General features: G+C 59.0%; 19 protein-coding genes. 10 read left to right on the top strand and 9 right to left on the bottom strand.

Annotation, left to right across the window (positions count from 1 at the left end):
• Nucleotides 1-8 precede the first annotated feature (8 nt).
• The 3 genes from HBN79_RS12060 to HBN79_RS12050 are packed head-to-tail and all read left to right on the top strand — an operon-like array spanning nt 9 to nt 3,259.
• Nucleotides 9-2,195, top strand: a complete 2,187-nt coding sequence (locus tag HBN79_RS12060; protein ID WP_095001199.1) for an FUSC family protein — start codon at nt 9-11, stop codon at nt 2,193-2,195.
• On the top strand, nt 2,185-2,385 hold the full coding sequence (locus tag HBN79_RS12055) for a DUF1656 domain-containing protein (protein ID WP_016781859.1): 201 nt from the start codon (nt 2,185-2,187) through the stop codon (nt 2,383-2,385). The genes HBN79_RS12060 and HBN79_RS12055 overlap by 11 nt, the downstream gene beginning before the upstream one ends.
• Before the next feature lie 10 nt (nt 2,386-2,395).
• Nucleotides 2,396-3,259: an HlyD family secretion protein gene (locus HBN79_RS12050; protein WP_016781860.1), complete on the top strand. Its 864-nt coding sequence runs from the start codon at nt 2,396-2,398 to the stop codon at nt 3,257-3,259.
• 109 nt (nt 3,260-3,368) lie between these two features.
• Here HBN79_RS12050 and HBN79_RS12045 read toward each other — a convergent pair whose 3' ends face one another.
• Nucleotides 3,369-3,764 (bottom strand): DUF4440 domain-containing protein, encoded by a 396-nt coding sequence (locus HBN79_RS12045; RefSeq protein WP_133144303.1) that lies wholly within the window; start codon nt 3,762-3,764, stop codon nt 3,369-3,371.
• A gap of 13 nt (nt 3,765-3,777) precedes the next feature.
• Nucleotides 3,778-5,001, bottom strand: a complete 1,224-nt coding sequence (locus tag HBN79_RS12040) for an MFS transporter (protein ID WP_138738583.1) — start codon at nt 4,999-5,001, stop codon at nt 3,778-3,780.
• Between the two features lie 109 nt (nt 5,002-5,110).
• On the opposite strand from HBN79_RS12040, the gene HBN79_RS12035 reads away from it, so the two are divergent.
• A complete protein-coding gene (locus HBN79_RS12035) occupies nt 5,111-5,995 on the top strand; it encodes a LysR family transcriptional regulator (protein ID WP_095031474.1) in 885 nt (294 codons plus the stop codon).
• 40 nt (nt 5,996-6,035) lie between these two features.
• Here HBN79_RS12035 and HBN79_RS12030 read toward each other — a convergent pair whose 3' ends face one another.
• Genes HBN79_RS12030 through yaaA form a run of 3 tightly spaced genes read right to left on the bottom strand, consistent with a single transcriptional unit; the run spans nt 6,036 to nt 8,171 of the window.
• Entirely contained in the window at nt 6,036-6,860 is an 825-nt protein-coding gene (locus HBN79_RS12030) for an SDR family oxidoreductase (protein WP_095031475.1), read from the bottom strand.
• A gap of 10 nt (nt 6,861-6,870) precedes the next feature.
• Nucleotides 6,871-7,335 (bottom strand): multidrug transporter, encoded by a 465-nt coding sequence (locus tag HBN79_RS12025; RefSeq protein ID WP_095001204.1) that lies wholly within the window; start codon nt 7,333-7,335, stop codon nt 6,871-6,873.
• A gap of 56 nt (nt 7,336-7,391) precedes the next feature.
• Entirely contained in the window at nt 7,392-8,171 is a 780-nt protein-coding gene (gene yaaA / locus HBN79_RS12020) for a peroxide stress protein YaaA (protein ID WP_095001205.1), read from the bottom strand.
• Between the two features lie 143 nt (nt 8,172-8,314).
• Between yaaA and HBN79_RS12015 the strand changes: the two genes are divergently transcribed.
• Complete coding sequence (locus HBN79_RS12015; RefSeq protein ID WP_095024909.1) at nt 8,315-9,442, top strand: polysaccharide deacetylase family protein; 1,128 nt, start codon at nt 8,315-8,317, stop codon at nt 9,440-9,442.
• Nucleotides 9,443-9,489: 47 nt separating this feature from the next.
• Here HBN79_RS12015 and HBN79_RS12010 read toward each other — a convergent pair whose 3' ends face one another.
• On the bottom strand, nt 9,490-9,810 hold the full coding sequence (locus HBN79_RS12010; RefSeq protein WP_095018213.1) for a hypothetical protein: 321 nt from the start codon (nt 9,808-9,810) through the stop codon (nt 9,490-9,492).
• Between the two features lie 565 nt (nt 9,811-10,375).
• On the opposite strand from HBN79_RS12010, the gene HBN79_RS12005 reads away from it, so the two are divergent.
• Nucleotides 10,376-11,770 (top strand): PhoH family protein, encoded by a 1,395-nt coding sequence (locus HBN79_RS12005; protein WP_095001208.1) that lies wholly within the window; start codon nt 10,376-10,378, stop codon nt 11,768-11,770.
• A 183-nt stretch (nt 11,771-11,953) separates the two neighbouring features.
• Nucleotides 11,954-12,865, top strand: coding sequence for a LysR substrate-binding domain-containing protein (locus HBN79_RS12000; RefSeq protein ID WP_095031478.1), 912 nt, complete (start codon nt 11,954-11,956; stop codon nt 12,863-12,865).
• Here HBN79_RS12000 and HBN79_RS11995 read toward each other — a convergent pair.
• Nucleotides 12,854-13,300 carry a DMT family transporter gene (locus HBN79_RS11995; RefSeq protein ID WP_095001210.1) on the bottom strand — a complete coding sequence of 149 codons (447 nt, stop codon included), beginning with the start codon at nt 13,298-13,300 and terminating at the stop codon, nt 12,854-12,856. The two genes, HBN79_RS12000 and HBN79_RS11995, sit on opposite strands and share 12 nt — an antisense overlap.
• A 145-nt stretch (nt 13,301-13,445) precedes the next feature.
• On the opposite strand from HBN79_RS11995, the gene moaC reads away from it, so the two are divergent.
• Genes moaC through moaE form a run of 3 tightly spaced genes read left to right on the top strand, consistent with a single transcriptional unit; the run spans nt 13,446 to nt 14,613 of the window.
• Nucleotides 13,446-13,919, top strand: a complete 474-nt coding sequence (moaC, locus tag HBN79_RS11990) for a cyclic pyranopterin monophosphate synthase MoaC (protein WP_169916748.1) — start codon at nt 13,446-13,448, stop codon at nt 13,917-13,919.
• Nucleotides 13,916-14,161: a MoaD/ThiS family protein gene (locus HBN79_RS11985; RefSeq protein WP_095001212.1), complete on the top strand. Its 246-nt coding sequence runs from the start codon at nt 13,916-13,918 to the stop codon at nt 14,159-14,161. The genes moaC and HBN79_RS11985 overlap by 4 nt, the downstream gene beginning before the upstream one ends.
• Nucleotides 14,162-14,163: 2 nt before the next feature.
• Nucleotides 14,164-14,613, top strand: coding sequence for a molybdopterin synthase catalytic subunit MoaE (gene moaE / locus HBN79_RS11980; RefSeq protein ID WP_095001213.1), 450 nt, complete (start codon nt 14,164-14,166; stop codon nt 14,611-14,613).
• A 117-nt stretch (nt 14,614-14,730) separates the two neighbouring features.
• On the opposite strand, the gene rhlB is transcribed toward moaE, so the two are convergent.
• Together rhlB and HBN79_RS11970 are read right to left on the bottom strand one after the other, a co-directional pair.
• The gene (gene rhlB, locus HBN79_RS11975; protein ID WP_095001214.1) at nt 14,731-16,227 is read right to left on the bottom strand and encodes an ATP-dependent RNA helicase RhlB; all 1,497 of its coding nucleotides are present in this window, start codon (nt 16,225-16,227) and stop codon (nt 14,731-14,733) included.
• Between the two features lie 86 nt (nt 16,228-16,313).
• The gene (locus tag HBN79_RS11970; protein ID WP_169916747.1) at nt 16,314-16,970 is read right to left on the bottom strand and encodes an alpha/beta hydrolase; all 657 of its coding nucleotides are present in this window, start codon (nt 16,968-16,970) and stop codon (nt 16,314-16,316) included.
• Between the last annotated feature and the right edge of the window lie 360 nt (nt 16,971-17,330).

The following is a 17,330-nucleotide window of genomic DNA, read 5'->3' as shown; positions in this document are numbered from 1 at the left end:
GCCTGTAGATGAACCACTTGCCCGCCCCGGTACGCTGGCTGTATTCCCTGGAATGGCGCCGTGGCTTTTTTGACTGGGCACGCAGCGATGGCGTGACCTGGGTGCATATTTTCAAAGTGCTGGTCGCCGCCTTTCTGACCCTGTGGCTGGCCATGCGCCTTGAGCTGCCGCAACCGCGCACCGCCATGATCACTGTCTTTATCGTGATGCAGCCGCAAAGCGGCCAGGTGTTCGCCAAAAGCTTTTACCGGTTTTTGGGCACCCTGACCGGCTCGGCGGTAATGGTGGCGCTGATCGCCCTGTTCGCGCAGAACACCGTGCTGTTTCTCGGTGCGATGGCGATCTGGGTGGGCATCTGCTCCGCCGGTGCTGCTCGCTGCCGCAACTTCCGTGCTTATGGTTTTGTGCTGGCCGGTTACACCGCTGCAATGGTCGGCCTGCCTGCTCTGGCCCACCCCGATGGCGCCTTTATGGCCGCGGTGTGGCGGGTGCTGGAGATCTCGCTGGGCATTCTCTGCTCCACCGTGGTCAGCGCTGCGATCCTGCCCAAAACGGCTGGCGCAGCAATGCATGACGCGCTGTACAAACGCTTTGGCGTATTTGCCGGTTTTGTTGCCGAAGGCCTGCGTGGCCAGTCCTCCCAGGAGGCCTACGAGGCCAGCAACGTGCGTTTTATCGGTGAAAGCGTGGGCCTCGAAGGCATGCGCAGCGTGACCGTATTTGAAGACCCGCATATGCGTCGTCGCAGTGGCCGCCTGAGTCGTTTGAACAGCGAGTTCATGGCCATTACTACGCGCTTCAATGCCTTGCACCAGTTGCTTGCACGTTTGCGCAGCCGTGGTGTGGTGGACGTAGTGTCGGCCATCGAGCCGGAGCTGGAGATCCTGGCGCAGTTGCTCGACACCTATGCCGGTCGCTCGTTGACGGATAAAGACGCGGCCTTGCTCGCCGAGCAACTGGATGCCTTCAAGGCGAGCCTGCCAGGGCATGTGCGTGCGTTGCGGGTCAGGTTTCTGCAAAGCGAACCCAGCCCGTCTGACTTCCTCGACTTCAACACCGCCTACGAGCTGCTGTTCCGCTTTGTCGACGACCTGCACAACTACGCGCTGACCCACGCCTCGCTGGCCGATCACACCCACGAACGGGAGCGTTGGGACCAACCGTTTATTTCGCAGACCAACTGGTGGTCGGCGGCCGCTTCCGGGATTCGGGCAGCGTTTATTCTGGCCGTGCTCGGCACCTACTGGGTGATGACCGCCTGGCCCAGCGGCGCCATGATGACCCTGATCGCCGCCGCTACAGTGGGCTTGTCGGCAGCCACGCCCAACCCCAAACGCATGGCTTTTCAGATGGCCTGCGGGACCTTCCTGGGGGCGTTGATCGGCTTTGTCGAAATGTTTTTCGTGCTGCCCCATATCGACGGTTTCCCGCTGTTGTGCCTGGTGTTGACGCCGGTGATCGTGCTCGGTTCGTTCCTTACGTCGCGGGCCAACTACGCCGGTGTCGGCCTGGGCTTGCTGATCTTTTTCAGCACCGGCTCGGTCCCCGACAACCTGACGATCTACAACCCGTACCAGTTCATCAACGACTACATCGCGATGGTCATGGGCATGCTGGTCTGTGCGGCTGCCGGCGCGATTATCCTGCCGCCCAACAGCCGCTGGTTGTGGAGCCGTCTGGAGCAGGATCTGCGTGAACAGGTGGTGTATGCCATCAGTGGCAAGTTACGTGGTCTGAGCTCCAGCCTGGAAAGCCGTACCCGTGACCTGATGCATCAGGCTTACGGCCTGGCCGCCGGCAAGCCGCAGGTGCAACGCCAATTGCTGCGCTGGATGTTTGTGGTGCTGGAAGTCGGTCACGCCATTATCGAACTGCGCAAGGAACAGGCGATCCTGCCGGTTCACCCGGCGTATGCCGAGGCCCAGCCGTGGCGCCAGGCCATTCGGGTCATGGGCCGGGCGCTGGTGCGGCTGTTTATCGCTCCCAGCGAAAGCAACCTGGAGCGCGCGCTGATTGCCGTCGACCACGCCATCAGCCGCGTGCAGTCTACCGACGAACCCTTTGCCCGCAACTTCGATACCTCGGCGTTGGTGCGGGTGCAAAGCTACCTGCATTTTATTCGTACATCACTGCTTGACCCGCAATCGCCGCTGGCCGCTTATGCCCAGCCGCAAGGACTTGAACATGCCTCGTGAAATCGCCTTCCACGGCGTCTACATGCCCACCATGACCCTGATGTTTTTTATCGCGGCGGGGTTGGCATGGGGCTTTGACCGACTGTTTTCCGGCTATGACCTGTACCGCTTCTTCTGGCACCCGGCGCTGCTGCGCCTGAGCCTGTTTGCTTGTCTTTTTGGCGCCATGGCGCTCACTGTTTACCGTTGAGACCGATCCGATGAAAAAGTTCTTCAGCCTGCTTGCCACCTTGCTGGTTTTGGCCCTTGCGATATGGATCGGCCGAACCCTGTGGGAACATTACATGAACACCCCGTGGACCCGTGATGGACGGGTGCGGGCCGATATCATCAACGTCGCGGCCGACGTCAACGGCTATGTGGTCGGCGTGCCGGTCAAGGACAACCAGTTGGTGAAAAAGGGCGACGTGCTGCTGGAAATCGACCCTGAGCACTACGAAATCATGGTCAAGCAAGCCCAGTCGCTGGTGGCCTCCCGCAAGGCAACCTGGGAAATGCGCAAGGTCAACGCCCATCGTCGGGCTGACATGGACAGCCTGGTGATTTCCCGCGAGAACCGTGACGACGCCAGCAACATCGCCGACTCGGCCCTGGCCGACTATCAGCACGCCCTGGCGCAGCTGGACGCGGCGCAGCTCAACCTCAAGCGCACCAAGGTCCTGGCCACGGTCGATGGTTACGTGACCAACCTCAATGTGCATCGCGGCGACTATGCGCGGGTGGGTGATCCGAAAATGGCCGTGATCGACCAGGATTCGTTCTGGGTCTATGGCTTCTTTGAAGAAACCAAACTGCCGCATATCCGCGTGGGCGACAAAGCCGATCTGCAAATGATGAGCGGTGAAGTGTTGAAGGGCCACGTTGAAAGCATCTCGCGGGGTATATACGACCGCGACAACCCCGAAAGCCGTGAGCTGGTGGCTGACGTTAACCCGACGTTCAACTGGGTGCGTCTGGCCCAGCGGGTACCGGTGCGGATCCATATTGACGAGATCCCCGATGGCTTCCTGCTGGCAGCGGGTACGACCTGTACGGTGATCGTGGATCAGGGCAAGGCCGAGTAAAGTTAATGCGGGAGCGGGCTTGCTCGCGATGGCCTCGACGCGGTTTAACTGAAACACCGCAGTGACGGCATCGCGAGCAAGCCCGCTCCCACAAGCGCGAGGCCGGGGTTCAAGCCGCGCAAAACGTCTCGTGCAAATGCCGCCACAGAATCTTGCCGTCGGCGTCTTTCTCGAATACCACGGTGGCGCGGCGGTCGGTGCGGTTGCCGTTGTGTTCTTCCTGCAGCTCGCGGTAGCTGACTACTGCACCACCTGGATGCAGGGCAATGCCCTTGAACTCGCTGAGGGTGATGTTCAGGCCCGGGCGCGCACCGCGCAGTTGTTCAAACAGTGTTTCTACGCCGTTGGCGTCCAGCACTGTGCCGCTGGGGGCAATCATCGAAAACTGCGGCGAAAACCGCGCCAGCAATACCGGCAGCACGCCGGGTTCCAGACCGGAAAACCAGCCTTCAATTTCGACGTGGGTTTCGCTTACCAGGTCGAAGTAGCGCTTATAGTCACTCATCAATATCTCCAGGTCAGGGTGCGAGCAAGGCCAGCACGCGGGATGTATCAAGGCGTAGAACGGGAACCAGCGGCACCAGCGTCAATGCACCCCCGATGGCAAAGCATAGGGCAAAGGCGTGGGACGTCGAGGTGATTGCGGTCAATGTACCGAACAGGGCCATCATCAAGGCCGGGCCGAGCAGGAAGCTCAATTGGCGGTTGAGGTTCCACAGTGCACTGGCGTGGCCCATGTGTTCGGGTGCGATATCGATAAAGGCTGTGTTTTGTGCGCTGCTGCTGCACAGGCTGCCACCAAAGCCCATCACGGCGTACAGCGCCATGGGCAAGCCGATGCTGGAACTATCGATTTGGGGCAGTAACGCAATACCAGCGGCTTGTGCGCTCATGCCCAGCAGTAGCAAGGGTTTGGGGCCAAGGCGGTTGAACTGGTAGCGGCTCAGGGTGATGCCCAGCGCTGAAGCCAGAGCCCAGGGCAGCATCAGCATGCCGGTTTGCGTGGCGCTAAAACCCAGCTGGTGCAGGTACAAGATACTCACCAGTTGCGTGCCGATGAAAATGCCGGGGATAAACAGGTAGGTCAGCATTGCCACTTGCAGCAACGGGCTTTTGAACAGGCGGCCCATATTGGCTGCGCCAGCTCGAATGCGCCTGTAAGTCATGGGCAATACGGGCTGCGCAGGCGGGTCGGGTTGCAGCCAGCAGACTGCCAGCAGCAGGGTAAGCAAGGTCAGTGGTAGATTGGCATAAAACACCCAGCGCCAAGTGAGCGCTTCGACCATCCAGCCGCCCAGTGCTGGCGACAGTGCGGGCACTAGCAGCGCCACCAGCAAAATCACTGAGGTCAGTCGGGCCCGGTCGCGGATCGGGAAGTGCCGATAGGCCATAGCCTGACCGACCGGAATCAACAGCCCGCCCCCCAGCCCCTGCAGCAGGCGGTAGCCGATCAGAGCTTCAATTGAGGTCGCTTGGGCGACACACAACGACGCCACGCTGAATAATGTCAGTGAAAGCACGATCAGGCGTTTCTCACCAAACAGTTGGGTTAGCCATACGCTGGGCACAATGACCAGGATCAGGCCAAGCATGTAGGCATTGCCAATCCACGCCAGTTGTGTGACCGAGGCATGCAGCTGCTGGCTGATATCCGGGTAGGCGATCGAGGCTGCGAACATATTCACCAGATCCAGGGCAAATCCCAGCAGATACACCAGCGCGACTTTATTGCGGTAAGCCATGGGTGGCTCCTGTTCAGTAGAGCGCACAGTAAGCAGCTTTGGCTTATGGAGGAACCGTCCGTCTGCTGCTAGATTGTCAAAATTATTTTGACAATTGGCAGGTTTCTCTATGGTCAGCCTCGACCGGTTCGACACCTTCAAGGCCGTGGTCGAAGCTGGCTCCCTTACCGCCGCGGCTGATTTACTGGGGCAAACCCGTGCGGTGGTCAGCTTCAATATCAAGCGTCTAGAGGCTGAGCTGGGCGTGACCCTGCTAACGCGCAACACCCGACGGTTGGCCCTGACTGAGGCGGGTGAGCGCTTTTACCAGCGCTGCCTGAGCATGCTGGAAGAGGCCCGGCTGGCGATTGACGAAGCGCGCAGCGAACACACCGAACTCAAGGGCACGCTGCGCATCACCACCACCGTTGAATATGCCCTGGCCAAGGTGGTGCCGGCGCTGGAGCTCTTCAGTGCCTTGCACCCTGACCTCAACGTCCAGCTGTCGACCTCATCGACCCATGCGGATCTGATCTCCGAGCGTTTTGACGTGGCCTTGCGACTGGGTCGCGTGCTCGACTCCAGCCATCGTGCCGTGCAGTTGTGCACCTTCGGCATTCTGCCGGTGGCCTCGCCGGCGTTCGTTACCAGCGTGGTGCCGATAGACAGCGTGCACGCGCTTGAGCAAACGCCGTGGCTGGAGCATGGCCGGGTTGGGGAGTTGACTATTACCGAGGTGAGCAGCGGTGTGGTCCGTCCTTACCAGCCCAACCCCTGCAAGGCGCGCATCAGGGCGGACAATTCATCGGTGTTGCAGGCGTTTGCCCTGACCGGGCAAGGCGTGGCGATCCTGCCCGACTGGCTGATCGAGGAGGATTTGCGCACGGGGCGGCTGGTACATCTGCTGCCCGAATGGCAACTGAGCCGCCAGGGGGTGTACGCGCTCTACCCCGATACACGGCATTTGCCGCTGAAGGTGCGGGTGTTTATCGATTTTATGAAGGCGTATGCATAGGCCAGTGCTATCACCCGTAGCAGCTGCTACATAATGAGTGTCAGGCACGGGTATTGAGGCCGAACCGCTTCATCAGGATTTTTTCCAGTAGGGCAGCGGGCACCAGCGCAGCCAGCAGCGGCAAGGCGCGGCTGCCATTACCGTAACGCAGCAACATCGCTGGCTTGGGTTTCATGACGGCCTTGAATACTGCGTCGGCAAAGGCTGTGGCCGGGGTGGGATTGTCTTGTGAGGCCCTGGCCCTGGCGCGAATACCGTCGCGCATGGGCCACCAGGCGGAGCTCTCGGCAATCAACTGCTCGGCCTGGGCGCTGGCATTTTTCGCGAAGCTGGTATCAATGGCCCCGGGCTGCACTTCCAGCACGCCAATGGCAAAAGGCGCCAGCTCCATGCGCAGGGCATCACTCAAGGCATGTACTGCAGCTTTAGAGGCACAGTAGGCGCCGGCAAACGGGGTGACCAGTACCCCGGAAACACTGCCGATATTGACCACCAGGCCCTTGTTGCGGCGCAGCGCCGGGAACAGCGCGCGGGTAACGCCCACAATGGAAAATACATTGGTTTCAAATTGCTGCTGCAAGCCCTCGACGCCGCCATCGAGCAGGGGGCCCATAGCGCCGAAACCTGCATTGTTTATCAGCACGTCCAGCCCGCCGCCTGCCTGCTCCAGGCGCTCGGCCAATTGCTCCAACCCCTGCGGATCATTGACGTCCAGTTGCACAGCGGCAAACCCCGCCGCAGCCAATAGTGCTACATCCCCAGGCTTGCGGGCGCAGGCCCAGACATCATGCCCCGCCACCTTGAAAGCATCGGCCAGGGCGCGGCCAATACCGCTGGAACAACCGGTGATCAAAACACGCAGCATGGGAACATCCTTAATTGGAAAAACTGCCTTGCAGGCGTTCTGCCCGAAACTCGAGGGTTTGCGGGCGATAACCCGTGCGCAGCGGCGGCATCGGCAAGCAGTCCTGCCAGCTTGCCCCTGCTTGCAATTCGCCGGGGCCGCGGTAGCGCGGGGCGGTGTAAAGGTTGTCGGCAAGATTGACGGTGTCGCCCGGTGCATAGGCGGCAATGCGCCAGCCAAGTTCGACCAGTGGTACGTCATTGCTGTTTTTCAGGGTCAGTTGCAGCGGTCGGTCTGCCGGGCATTGGGCAGGGTCATAGACGATGCGCAGTTCCAGACGTGCCAGTTGTGCCGCCTCACGGCTGTCCAGCCACGCCACCGAGGCTGCAACTATCGCCAGCCCCAGTACGGCAGCCAGCGAGACCGGCAAGGCCTTGGCCGGGTAGCGCAACAACAGGACAAGCCAGGTGATGATCAGTAAAACGCCGATAAACATGGCTGGGCCTCTTGCAGGGAATACCTATAACTTACCAGCATGAGGCATGCAGCGGGTCACTGCGGGGCGTGGTCGCGCAAAAACACCAGCAAATCCGGCTTGGACTGCTCGGCGCTGAAGCGATAACCCTGCTCATCAAACTGCTTGAGGTGCTCAGGGTTGTCGATGCGCTCCTTGATCACAAACCGGCTCATCATGCCTCGGGCTTTTTTCGCATAGAAACTGATGATTTTATGCTGGCCGTTTTTCAGGTCCTTGAACTCGGTATTGATGATGCGGGCGTTCAATGCCGACTTTTTTACCGCCGAGAAGTATTCGTTGGATGCCAGATTGAGCAGTACGTCATCGCCTTGTTCGGCCAGGGCCTGGTTGAGCCATTCGCTGATGTGCGTGCCCCAGAACGCGTACAGGTCCTTGCCCCGTGCGTTGGCCAGTTTGGTGCCCATTTCCAGGCGATACGGCATCATCAGGTCCAGCGGACGCAGCAGGCCGTAGAGCCCCGAGAGCATGCGCAGGTGGCTTTGCGCATAGTCGAAGTCGGCCTCGCTGAAGTCCACAGCATTGAGGCCGGTGTAGACATCGCCCTTGAACGCCAGCAGTGCCTGCTTGGCATTGGCGGGGGTAAAGGCGGGCGTCCAGCTGCCAAAGCGCGCCGCGTTGAGGCCCGACAGCTTGTCGGATAAATGCATCAGCTCGCCAATCTGTTGCGGGCTCAGTTCGCGCAATTGTTCGATCAATTCCTGGGAATGGTCCAGGTACTGGGGCTGGGTGAAACGTGCTGTGGCGGGCGGCGTTTCATAATCGAGGGTTTTAGCGGGTGAAATCACCATCAGCATGGGGTTGTCTCCTTTTAGCGTCGGGGGATTCTAGGCGTTGGCGCAGTTTGACTCCACCTATGAACGCGATAGATCCCCCAACGCCTGCGGGGTCGGGCACTGGTCGGGTTATAGTGCAGTCAGTTTTTACAGGGGGTTGATCAGTGCGCATTGCTCTTTTCTTGTGGGTCTGGCTGGTGTGTGCCGGGGCGGTGGCGGCACCTGTCGAGCCCGCGACGCTGGATCGCAGCACATGGCCCGAACAATTGACCAGCCCGGCCTTGTTCGATGTTGCCTCGCGTGCCGAAATACTCGCTTTTGCCCATGCCTTGATGGTCAGCGAAGCGCTGGATGAAAGCGCCCTGAAACAGCGGTTGGGTCTGAAAATAATCAATGTTGAGGCAATAGATGCTCTGCGCCAGCGGATGTGGCAGCGGTTACTGACCAACTACAACCTGGCGCAGCAAAGTTGCGATCAGGATGCTTCGTTCTGCTATTACGTCGATGACATGGACAGTCTGCGTGAGCAGGCGGGCAAGTTCGCAATCGCCGATGACTCGTTTTATGTGGCCTGGGCCGAGCCCGGCCGTGAGTTTCACCAGCGCTACCTGGATGAGCAATTACGCATGGCGGCGCTGCTCCCGCAAATCAGCAGTGAAATCGCTCTGTTGGGCGACCAGGAAGTCAACGGCGAGACGATGCACGACCGGCTGTTTTTGTTGACCTTCGACAGCGGCCCCACGCAATTGCCGGGCACTACTGACTGGCTGACCGGGTACCTGCGCAAGCAATCCATCAGCGGGATTTTTTTCGTGCTGGGTAACAGCTTGCAGGTGCGTCTCGACAAGGAGGGCGCGCTGGCCTTGCAGGCACTCTACAAGGGACAGTGTGTGGGTGTGCAGGGCTGGGAGTACCGTTCCCACAGTCACTGGAAAGACTGGCAGGACTCTATTGCGCGTAGCGCCGCCCTGGTCAATCAGGTTGTGCCGCAGCGCTACGTGCCTCTGTTTCGCCCGCCCTACGGGCAGCGCCGGGCCGACAGCGGCGGTTTTTTTGAGGCTCAGGGCATGCGGGTGGCCTTGTGGGGCATCGATGCCCAGGACTTGGCGACGAGCTTGAACGGCGAGCAGTCAGCCCATCGAGTATTGACCCTGATGCTGCTTTGGCGGCATGGGGTGATTGCGTTTCATGACACCCAGGACAAGGTGCGTACGGCATTACCCTGGCTGATGAACGCTACCTCACAAAGTGGATTGGGCTGGGACAGTTGTGAAGCGCTCGGTGAGCGCTAGACCATTCCTCCTGGCCCGCCGGCTTCGACGGGCCAGGAAACACGGCGTTACAGCAGGCGCAGTGCCAGATGGCTGCCTGCGCGCAGGTATTCAACCTGGGCGGTGATTGCATCCTTGACGATGGCTTCACCGGTATCGGTCAGCTTGGCGTTCTTGGCATCGATTACTGCCAGTTGCAGCAATTGCATGGCGACATCCATGGCCTTTTGAAAAGCGGTCGTATTGTTGTGATGGCCAAAGTGCTCAATGATCCTTTCCATTCTTTCATCAGCATTGTCGCGCAGCTGTTCGTACTCGGTAAACGAAACGCTGCCGTCCTTGTAAATATCGAGCAGCAATTGTTCCAGTGTTTTGGAGATGGGAGTCATACAGTCATCCTTTCGCAGTAACGCGGTCGCGGTATTTATTCGTCACCTGAAGAGGGGTGCGTCAGTACCGTGACCTCGTGCATTAATGAAGGTGTTGCGCGGAGTTGAATCAGAAAATCACCACGGAAGTGACGGTTAGCGGACTCAGTACCAGCTGCAGCTTAATGCGGGCGAAAAGATGCTGGCGCAGGGTTTGTCCTGGATCTATGTAGGAATTAACTGGCTTTAATGAAGGGGTGTCGAATTCAGGTTTGAGCGCTGCTCACTGCCGCGACAGAGGAAGAATAGGTTGATTGCAGCGTTTTTTAATATCGGTAGATCTATTAGCTTAGTTGCGGTCCCGGAATGCGCCAAGGGTTGTTCGTCATTCAAAAAATAAAGTGCTGGAATGTGAAAAAACATTTTTTTTGTCACACATTTAGGAGTATTACGAAGACAGACGGCCGAAACCTGCGAAACAGGTGGCGTCTTCCAGGACGCCATCGGGCAGGGTATACGGCAGTCACTTCGAGGCGCAGCACTGTTGCGGTATTGCGTCGAATGGCTCCCACAAAGGTGACCGAGTATGGATGATCACGGACGCACTCCTTCTTCCAACCAGCCAATCCTTTATGTACTCGATACCAATGTTCTGATTCACGATCCAAACGCAATGCTTAACTTCGAGGAACACCACGTCGCGATCCCGATGACGGTGCTCGAAGAGCTCGACAAGCTCAAAACCGGCAAATTACTGGTGGCAGCCGAGTGCCGTCAGGCCATTCGCCTCATTGACCAGTTGCTGGGGGTTGCCACCCCCGATGACGTCGAAAAAGGTGTGCCGATCCAGCGCGGCAAAGGCGCACCTAAGGGCTTCCTGTCGATCATGATGAGCAAGCGCCGCGAGCCCAACGCGTTGCTGCCCGAAAACCTCAACGACAACATCATCATCAACCAGTTGATCGACTTGCACGCCCGTGAGCCGCAATTGCGCGTGGTGCTGGTCACCAAAGACATCAACATGCGCCTAAAGGCCCGGGCTTGCGGGATCGAGTCCGAGGATTACAGTACCGACCAGCTGGTTGACGACGTGTCGATGCTCTCGCGCGGCTATCACACCATGACCGGTTCGTTCTGGGACCGCGTCAACAAGGTCGAAACCCGCCAGGGGCATGGCCGTACCTGGCATCAGGTGCAAATGAACGAAAACCTGCCGGCGGTGCATATCAATGAATTCATCATTGATGAGCAGGGCTTTGTCGGCTGGATCAAGGAGGTGCGCAAGGATCAGTTGCTGATCCTCGACATGCATCAGGAACCGCTGCTGCACCAGGAAGCCTGGGGCCTCAAACCGCGGGATATTTACCAGGGGCTGGCGCTGTTTGCTTTGCTCGACCCGGACATTCACCTGGTCAACCTGTCGGGTGCGGCGGGATCGGGCAAGACCATCCTTGCGCTGGCGGCAGCGATTGAACAAACCATGGTCAGCAAACGCTACCGGCGGATTATCTGTACCCGCAGCGTGCAGGGCCTGGACCAGGAAATCGGCTTCTTGCCGGGCACCGAAGCCGAAAAAATGGAGCCTTGGCTGGGTGCCATTACTGACAACCTCGAAGCTCTGCACATGGATGATGAAAATACCCACGGCAGCGTCGACTACATTCTGAGCAAGGTGCCATTGCAGTTCAAATCCCTGAACTACATCCGCGGTCGCAGTTTCCAGCAGAGCCTGATCCTGATCGATGAGTGCCAGAACCTGACACCGCACCAGATGAAAACCATCATTACCCGTGCCGGTGCCGGTTCCAAAGTGGTGTGCCTGGGTAACCTGGCACAGATCGATACCCCCTACCTGTCGGCCACCAGTTCGGGGCTGACCTACCTGACGGAGCGTTTCAAAGACTTCCCCAACGGTGTGCATATAGCCCTGCAAGGGGTGCCTCGCTCGATTCTGGCGGAATACGCCGAGTCACATTTGTAACTGCCTGAAGGTGGGAGCGGGCTTGCTCGCGATGAAGATGACGCGGTATCCCAGATACACCGCGCCACTTTCATCGCGAGCAAGCCCGCTCCCACTGGCGTTTTGGCTTCATGTAAGCTGACGGCGGTTGCGCGCATGGATCATGCAGCGTTGCCCTGGAGTTGGCCAAGACAGGAGCGTCAGGTGTTACTGCGTAATATCGATTTGAATCTGCTGGTGGTGCTCGATGCGCTGCTCACGGAAAAACACGTAACCCGCACCGGTGTTCGTTTGCATTTGAGCCAGCCCGCCATCAGCCACTCACTGAACAAACTCAGGGTGCTGCTTGATGACCCGTTGCTGATCCGTCAGGGCAACGAGGTGGTGCTGAGCGTGATGGCGCAAAATCTCCAGGCGCCGCTCAAGGCCATCCTGGGACAGGTCGAAACGCTGCTCGGCCAGTCCATCGACTTTGTGCCGGCAGAATCACAGCGTACCTTTCGCCTGGCCATGTCCGATTACGGCGCGACCATCGTGTTGCCAAAACTGCTGGTGCTGCTGCGCGAGCAAGCACCGGACACTTCGCTGGTGGTCATCCAGGACAGCCGCCTGGGCATGCTGGAGCAGATCGAGCAGGGCAAGATCGATCTGGCCGTTGGGGTTTTCCCCACGATGCCAGCAGATATCTGCAGCGATGTATTGTTTGAAGAAACCTTTACCTGCCTGCTCAATCGTCGTTCGCTCCCGGACAATGGCGTGCTCGATCTGGACAGCTATCTGGCGCGCCCGCACCTGCTGGTGTCGACGGATGGCAATACCCAGGGCGAGGTCGATAACGTGTTGCACGCCCGGGGGTTGCAGCGCCGGGTTGCGGTCAATGTGCCGCACTGGGGCACGGCACCGGGGATGATTACCGACACCGACCTGATTCTTACCGTGGCCACCCGTACCCTGGACAATCTGTCATTTGGCGACAGCCTGGTGGCACTGCCGCCTCCCATGACGATAGCGCCGTTCAATTATGTGCAGGTCTGGCATCAGCGTTTCAACGAAGACCCGGCTCATCGCTGGCTGCGGGATCTGGTCAGGCAAGTGAGTGCGCCTTCAGCCGCGTGAAGCGATGACAAAACCTGCCAGCACCACGCTGACCCCGAGCAGTTTTTGCAGGCTGGGGGTGTTTCTTGGCAAACCCAGCAAGCCGAAGTAATCGATCAGCAGTGAACTGATCAACTGGCCCACCACCACCGCCATGATGAAGTTCAGCGCCCCCAGGCGCGGCACGCTGATCAGCGCCACGGTGATGTAAAACACCCCGGCCAGCCCGCCGAGCCAGATCCACCAGGGGCCGGTGAGCAGGGCCGCGAGATTGGGGCGGGGCACTTTGACAATCAGCATTACCAGCGCAATCGCCAGGCCGCTGATCAGTAATGAGATCACGGTGGCCCAAAAGGGATGGCCCAGCACCACGCCCAATCGAGCGTTACTGCCCGCTTGCAGGGGCACCGCAGCACCCGCCAGCAGGCTCAGGGCAATGGCAATAAAAAGTGGCATAGGTATGACTCCAAAGTTTCGACCTTTGTACGGCGATTGCCTGCGGGCGGCCAATTCCATGTTCTGATGCGCGGTATTCGCGGGGTCGATGGCCTTAAGCTGACCCTCGGGTTTACAATCGATACTCCTCTCTGGAGTACCCCCTGTGCTGACTCACTTAGATTCCCAAGGCCGCGCCAACATGGTCGATGTCACCGACAAAGCGGTGACCTCCCGTGAGGCTGTGGCACAAGCGGTGGTGCGCATGCGCCCTGAAACCCTGGACATGATCATCAGTGGCGGTCACCCCAAGGGTGATGTGTTTGCCGTGGCGCGGATTGCCGGGATCCAGGCAGCGAAGAAAACCTCGGACCTGATCCCTTTGTGCCATCCGTTGATGCTCACCAGCGTCAAGGTTGAGCTCAGTGCCCAAGGCAGCTACGCGGTATTGATCGTGGCGCGCTGCAAGCTGTCCGGGCAGACCGGCGTCGAAATGGAAGCCCTGACCGCCGCCAGCGTTGCAGCCCTGACTATTTACGACATGTGCAAGGCGGTCGATCGCGGCATGACCATCGAAGGTGTGCGCGTACTGGAAAAGCTCGGCGGCAAGAGCGGGCACTTTCAGGCGGATGCGTCATGAAGCTCAAAGTGGTTTTCTTTGCCCGCTATCGCGAGGTTCTGGGGCTGGATAGTGAGGCAGTGGAGGGCGGGTTCGTCTCCATTGAGCAGTTGCGCGCGCACCTGACGCAACGCGGTGGTGCCTGGCAGGTGCTGGCCGAGCCCAACCTGATGTGTGCGCGCAATGAAGAGCTGTGCAAGCTCGCCGAACCCCTGGCGGACGGCGACGAAGTGGCATTTTTTCCGCCCGTGACCGGAGGCTGAACATGGCGATTCGGGTGCAAGCGGCGGCCTTTGATCCTGGCGCTGAAGTCAATGCACTGCATGCCGCGAATCTGGGCGTGGGCGCAGTGGTGAGTTTTGTCGGTTATGTGCGCGACTTCAATGACGGCCGTGACGTGGCGGGGATGTTCCTGGAGCATTATCCGGGCATGACCGAGAAAGCCCTGGGCAAAATTATTGATGAAGCTGCGCAGCGCTGGCCGCTGCTCAAGCTTGAAGTGCTGCACCGTATTGGCCTGCTGGAGCCGGGAGAGCCGATTGTGTTTGTTGGCGTAGCCAGTGCTCACCGTCAGGCCGCTTTCGATGCCTGCAGTTTTGTGATGGATTATCTGAAAACCCGCGCCCCGTTCTGGAAAAAAGAACAGACCCCCTCAGGCCCGCGATGGGTGGAGGGGCGGGTGAGCGATGAGGTGGCGGCGCAGCGCTGGAAGTAATCAAGCCCTGTAGCCGCTGCCGCAGGCTGCGATAAGGGCCGCAGGCCCTTCAAAAAGCGGGGCCGCTTCGCAGCCCATCGCAGCCTGGTGCCTCGGCAGCGGCTACAGATTTGCGTATCAGGCCGTTGCAGTCGGGTCCTGCGGCTTGCGCACAGCGCGTACGACAGGGCGCAGCAGCTCGGCTGGCGGCGTTTCGCAGCTGATTTTACGACCTAGCAGGGCTTCGATCGACGGCAACTGGTACGAGTCGTCTTCACCGGCAAAACTGATCGATACACCGCTGGCGCCAGCACGGCCGGTACGGCCAATACGGTGTACATAGTCGTCCGGCACTTCAGGCAGGGTGAAGTTGATCACGTGGCTGATGCCATCAATGTGGATGCCACGACCTGCAACGTCGGTAGCTACCAGCACGCGGATCTTGCCTTCGCGGAAGCCTTCCAGGGTCTTGATACGTTTGTGCTGCGGTACATCCCCCGACAGTTGCGCCGCGTTGATACCGTCACGTACCAGGCGCTCTTCGATGCGGCGCACTTCGTCCTTGCGGTTGGCAAATACGATCACCCGTTCCCAGCCATTGTCGTTGACCAGGTTGAACAACAGCTTGTACTTGTCGGCACCGGCGACGGCATAGACGTGCTGCTCAACCATGTCACTGGCGACGTTGACCGCTTCGATCTCGACGATGGCAGGGTCTGTGGTCCATTGCTTGGCCAGGTTCATCACGTCCTCGGTAAAGGTCGCGGAGAACAGCAGCGTCTGACGTTCGGCTTTTGGTGGCGTTTGACGAATGATCTGGCGTACTTGCGGGATGAAGCCCATGTCCAGCATGCGGTCGGCTTCGTCGAGCACCATCACTTCGACCATGTCCAGATGCACTTCGCCGCGCTGGTTGAAGTCCAGCAGACGGCCCGGTGTGGCCACCAGAATGTCGCAATGGCGGGCTTCAAGCTGCTTGAGTTGCTTGTCGAAGTCCATGCCGCCCACGAATGTCATGACATTGAGGTCGGTGTACTTGGTCAGGTCGGCCGCGTCCTTGGCGATCTGCACCACCAGCTCACGGGTCGGCGCGATGATCAGAGCGCGTGGTTCGCCCATGTAACGCTCTTTTGGCGGCGGCGTCTGGGTCAACTGGCTAATGATCGAGATCAGGAACGCAGCCGTCTTGCCCGTACCGGTCTGGGCACGGCCAATGGCGTCACGCCCGCTCAGGGTATAGCCCAGTACGCCTGCCTGGATCGGCGTGCAGTACGGAAAACCAAGGTCCTGGATGGCGTGCATCAGCTCGGGGGCGAGCTTGAAATCGTGAAAGCGGACTTTGCCTTCTTGTGGCTCGACGGCGAAGTCTTCGAGTTTCCAGGGAATGACCGGTGGCTTGGGGGCCGCCTCACGCCGTGGCTTGGCAATTTTGGGTTTTTCGATACGCGGTTGTTCAGCAGCGGATTGTGCGTCGGGAGTGTTCACCGGCTCAGGGGCTGGAACAGGAGCAGAACGGCCAGGTTGTTGCGCGTCGGTTCGCGCTCTGGCGTTGCCTGGAGGTGTAACGGAAGCTGGCGCGAGCGGCTCAGCCTCGCTTTTACCGAATATTTTTTTAAGTGCTTTGAGCACGGTCATCTCATCAGTTGGTTAAGGAGTATACGCCGGGCAGTGTAATGCAAGTCGGGCGCTCGGCGTGTAGTGAACGACGGGATGTTTCGGTTTTAGCTCAGATGTTTCGTCAGCCAGGTACCGATATCGCTTATTTCCTCTGGTAACACTTCATGGCCCATTGGGTACTCCTGCCATGTAACGGACACACCTGCGGCTTTCAAATGCTCATAAGCCGTACGACCCATAGCGTTTTGGACTACATCATCGTACTGCCCGTGCAGGCACAAAGCCGGGATTCGCTGCTGGCTGGCCGACAATGGCAGGCCTTCGTTGAAGGTTGGCGCATAGGTTGAAAGGGCAATAACGCCACCCAGTGGGCCCTGCCATTTCAAATAAGCGGTATGGAAAACCACGCCGCCACCTTGTGAAAACCCGGCCAGAAAAATCCGGCTGGCGTCGATACCGCTCTGGCGCTGGGCTTCGATCAAGGCAATGACCATGTCGGCCGACTCTTCGAGCTCTTCTTCACTGATCGAGCGGGCAGGACTCATGGCCTTGATGTCGTACCAGCTAGGCATGGCATAGCCGCCATTGATGGTCACGGCGCGGGTTGGAGCCTGCGGCAATACAAAGCGCGTGGTCAGCAACGACTGTTGCAGGATCTCAGCCACCGGCATGAAGTCATAACGGTCGGCACCCAGACCGTGGAGCCAGATAACACAGGCGTCTGCGGTTTTTTGAGGCTGGATGATCAGGGGTTGGGTCATGGCTGCTCCATCGTTGTGCATGTGCGCAAATCGGGTGCGCTACAAGTGTGCTTGATCGACTAAGGATTACAGAATATGTCGCGTGCTTGAACGTTTTTTCCTGCATTACCTACTGAACTTACTTAGGGGCCAAGAGTGGTACGCGCCTTGCTATGTGGACAGTGGCGTGAATGCGCCCCCTTTGGACGGTAACACTAACAGGGGGGGCTGCAAAAATCCCGAGGTTGGAGTTAGACAAGGAATTCAACAGCTCAAGTGAGCGCTTCAGTTTGACGGTTCGTGCGATGCACCCATCGCTCAAGGCTTATGCCGCTTGACCCAATAAAAAGCCAACATGGGTCAACAGTGCCTCACAAGGGG

The organism is Pseudomonas sp. WS 5051 (genome assembly GCF_012985715.1).
GTDB lineage: Bacteria > Pseudomonadota > Gammaproteobacteria > Pseudomonadales > Pseudomonadaceae > Aquipseudomonas > Aquipseudomonas bubulae.
The sequence above is the reverse complement of the archived record's forward strand: the minus strand, read 5'-3'. Positions and strand labels throughout refer to the sequence as shown.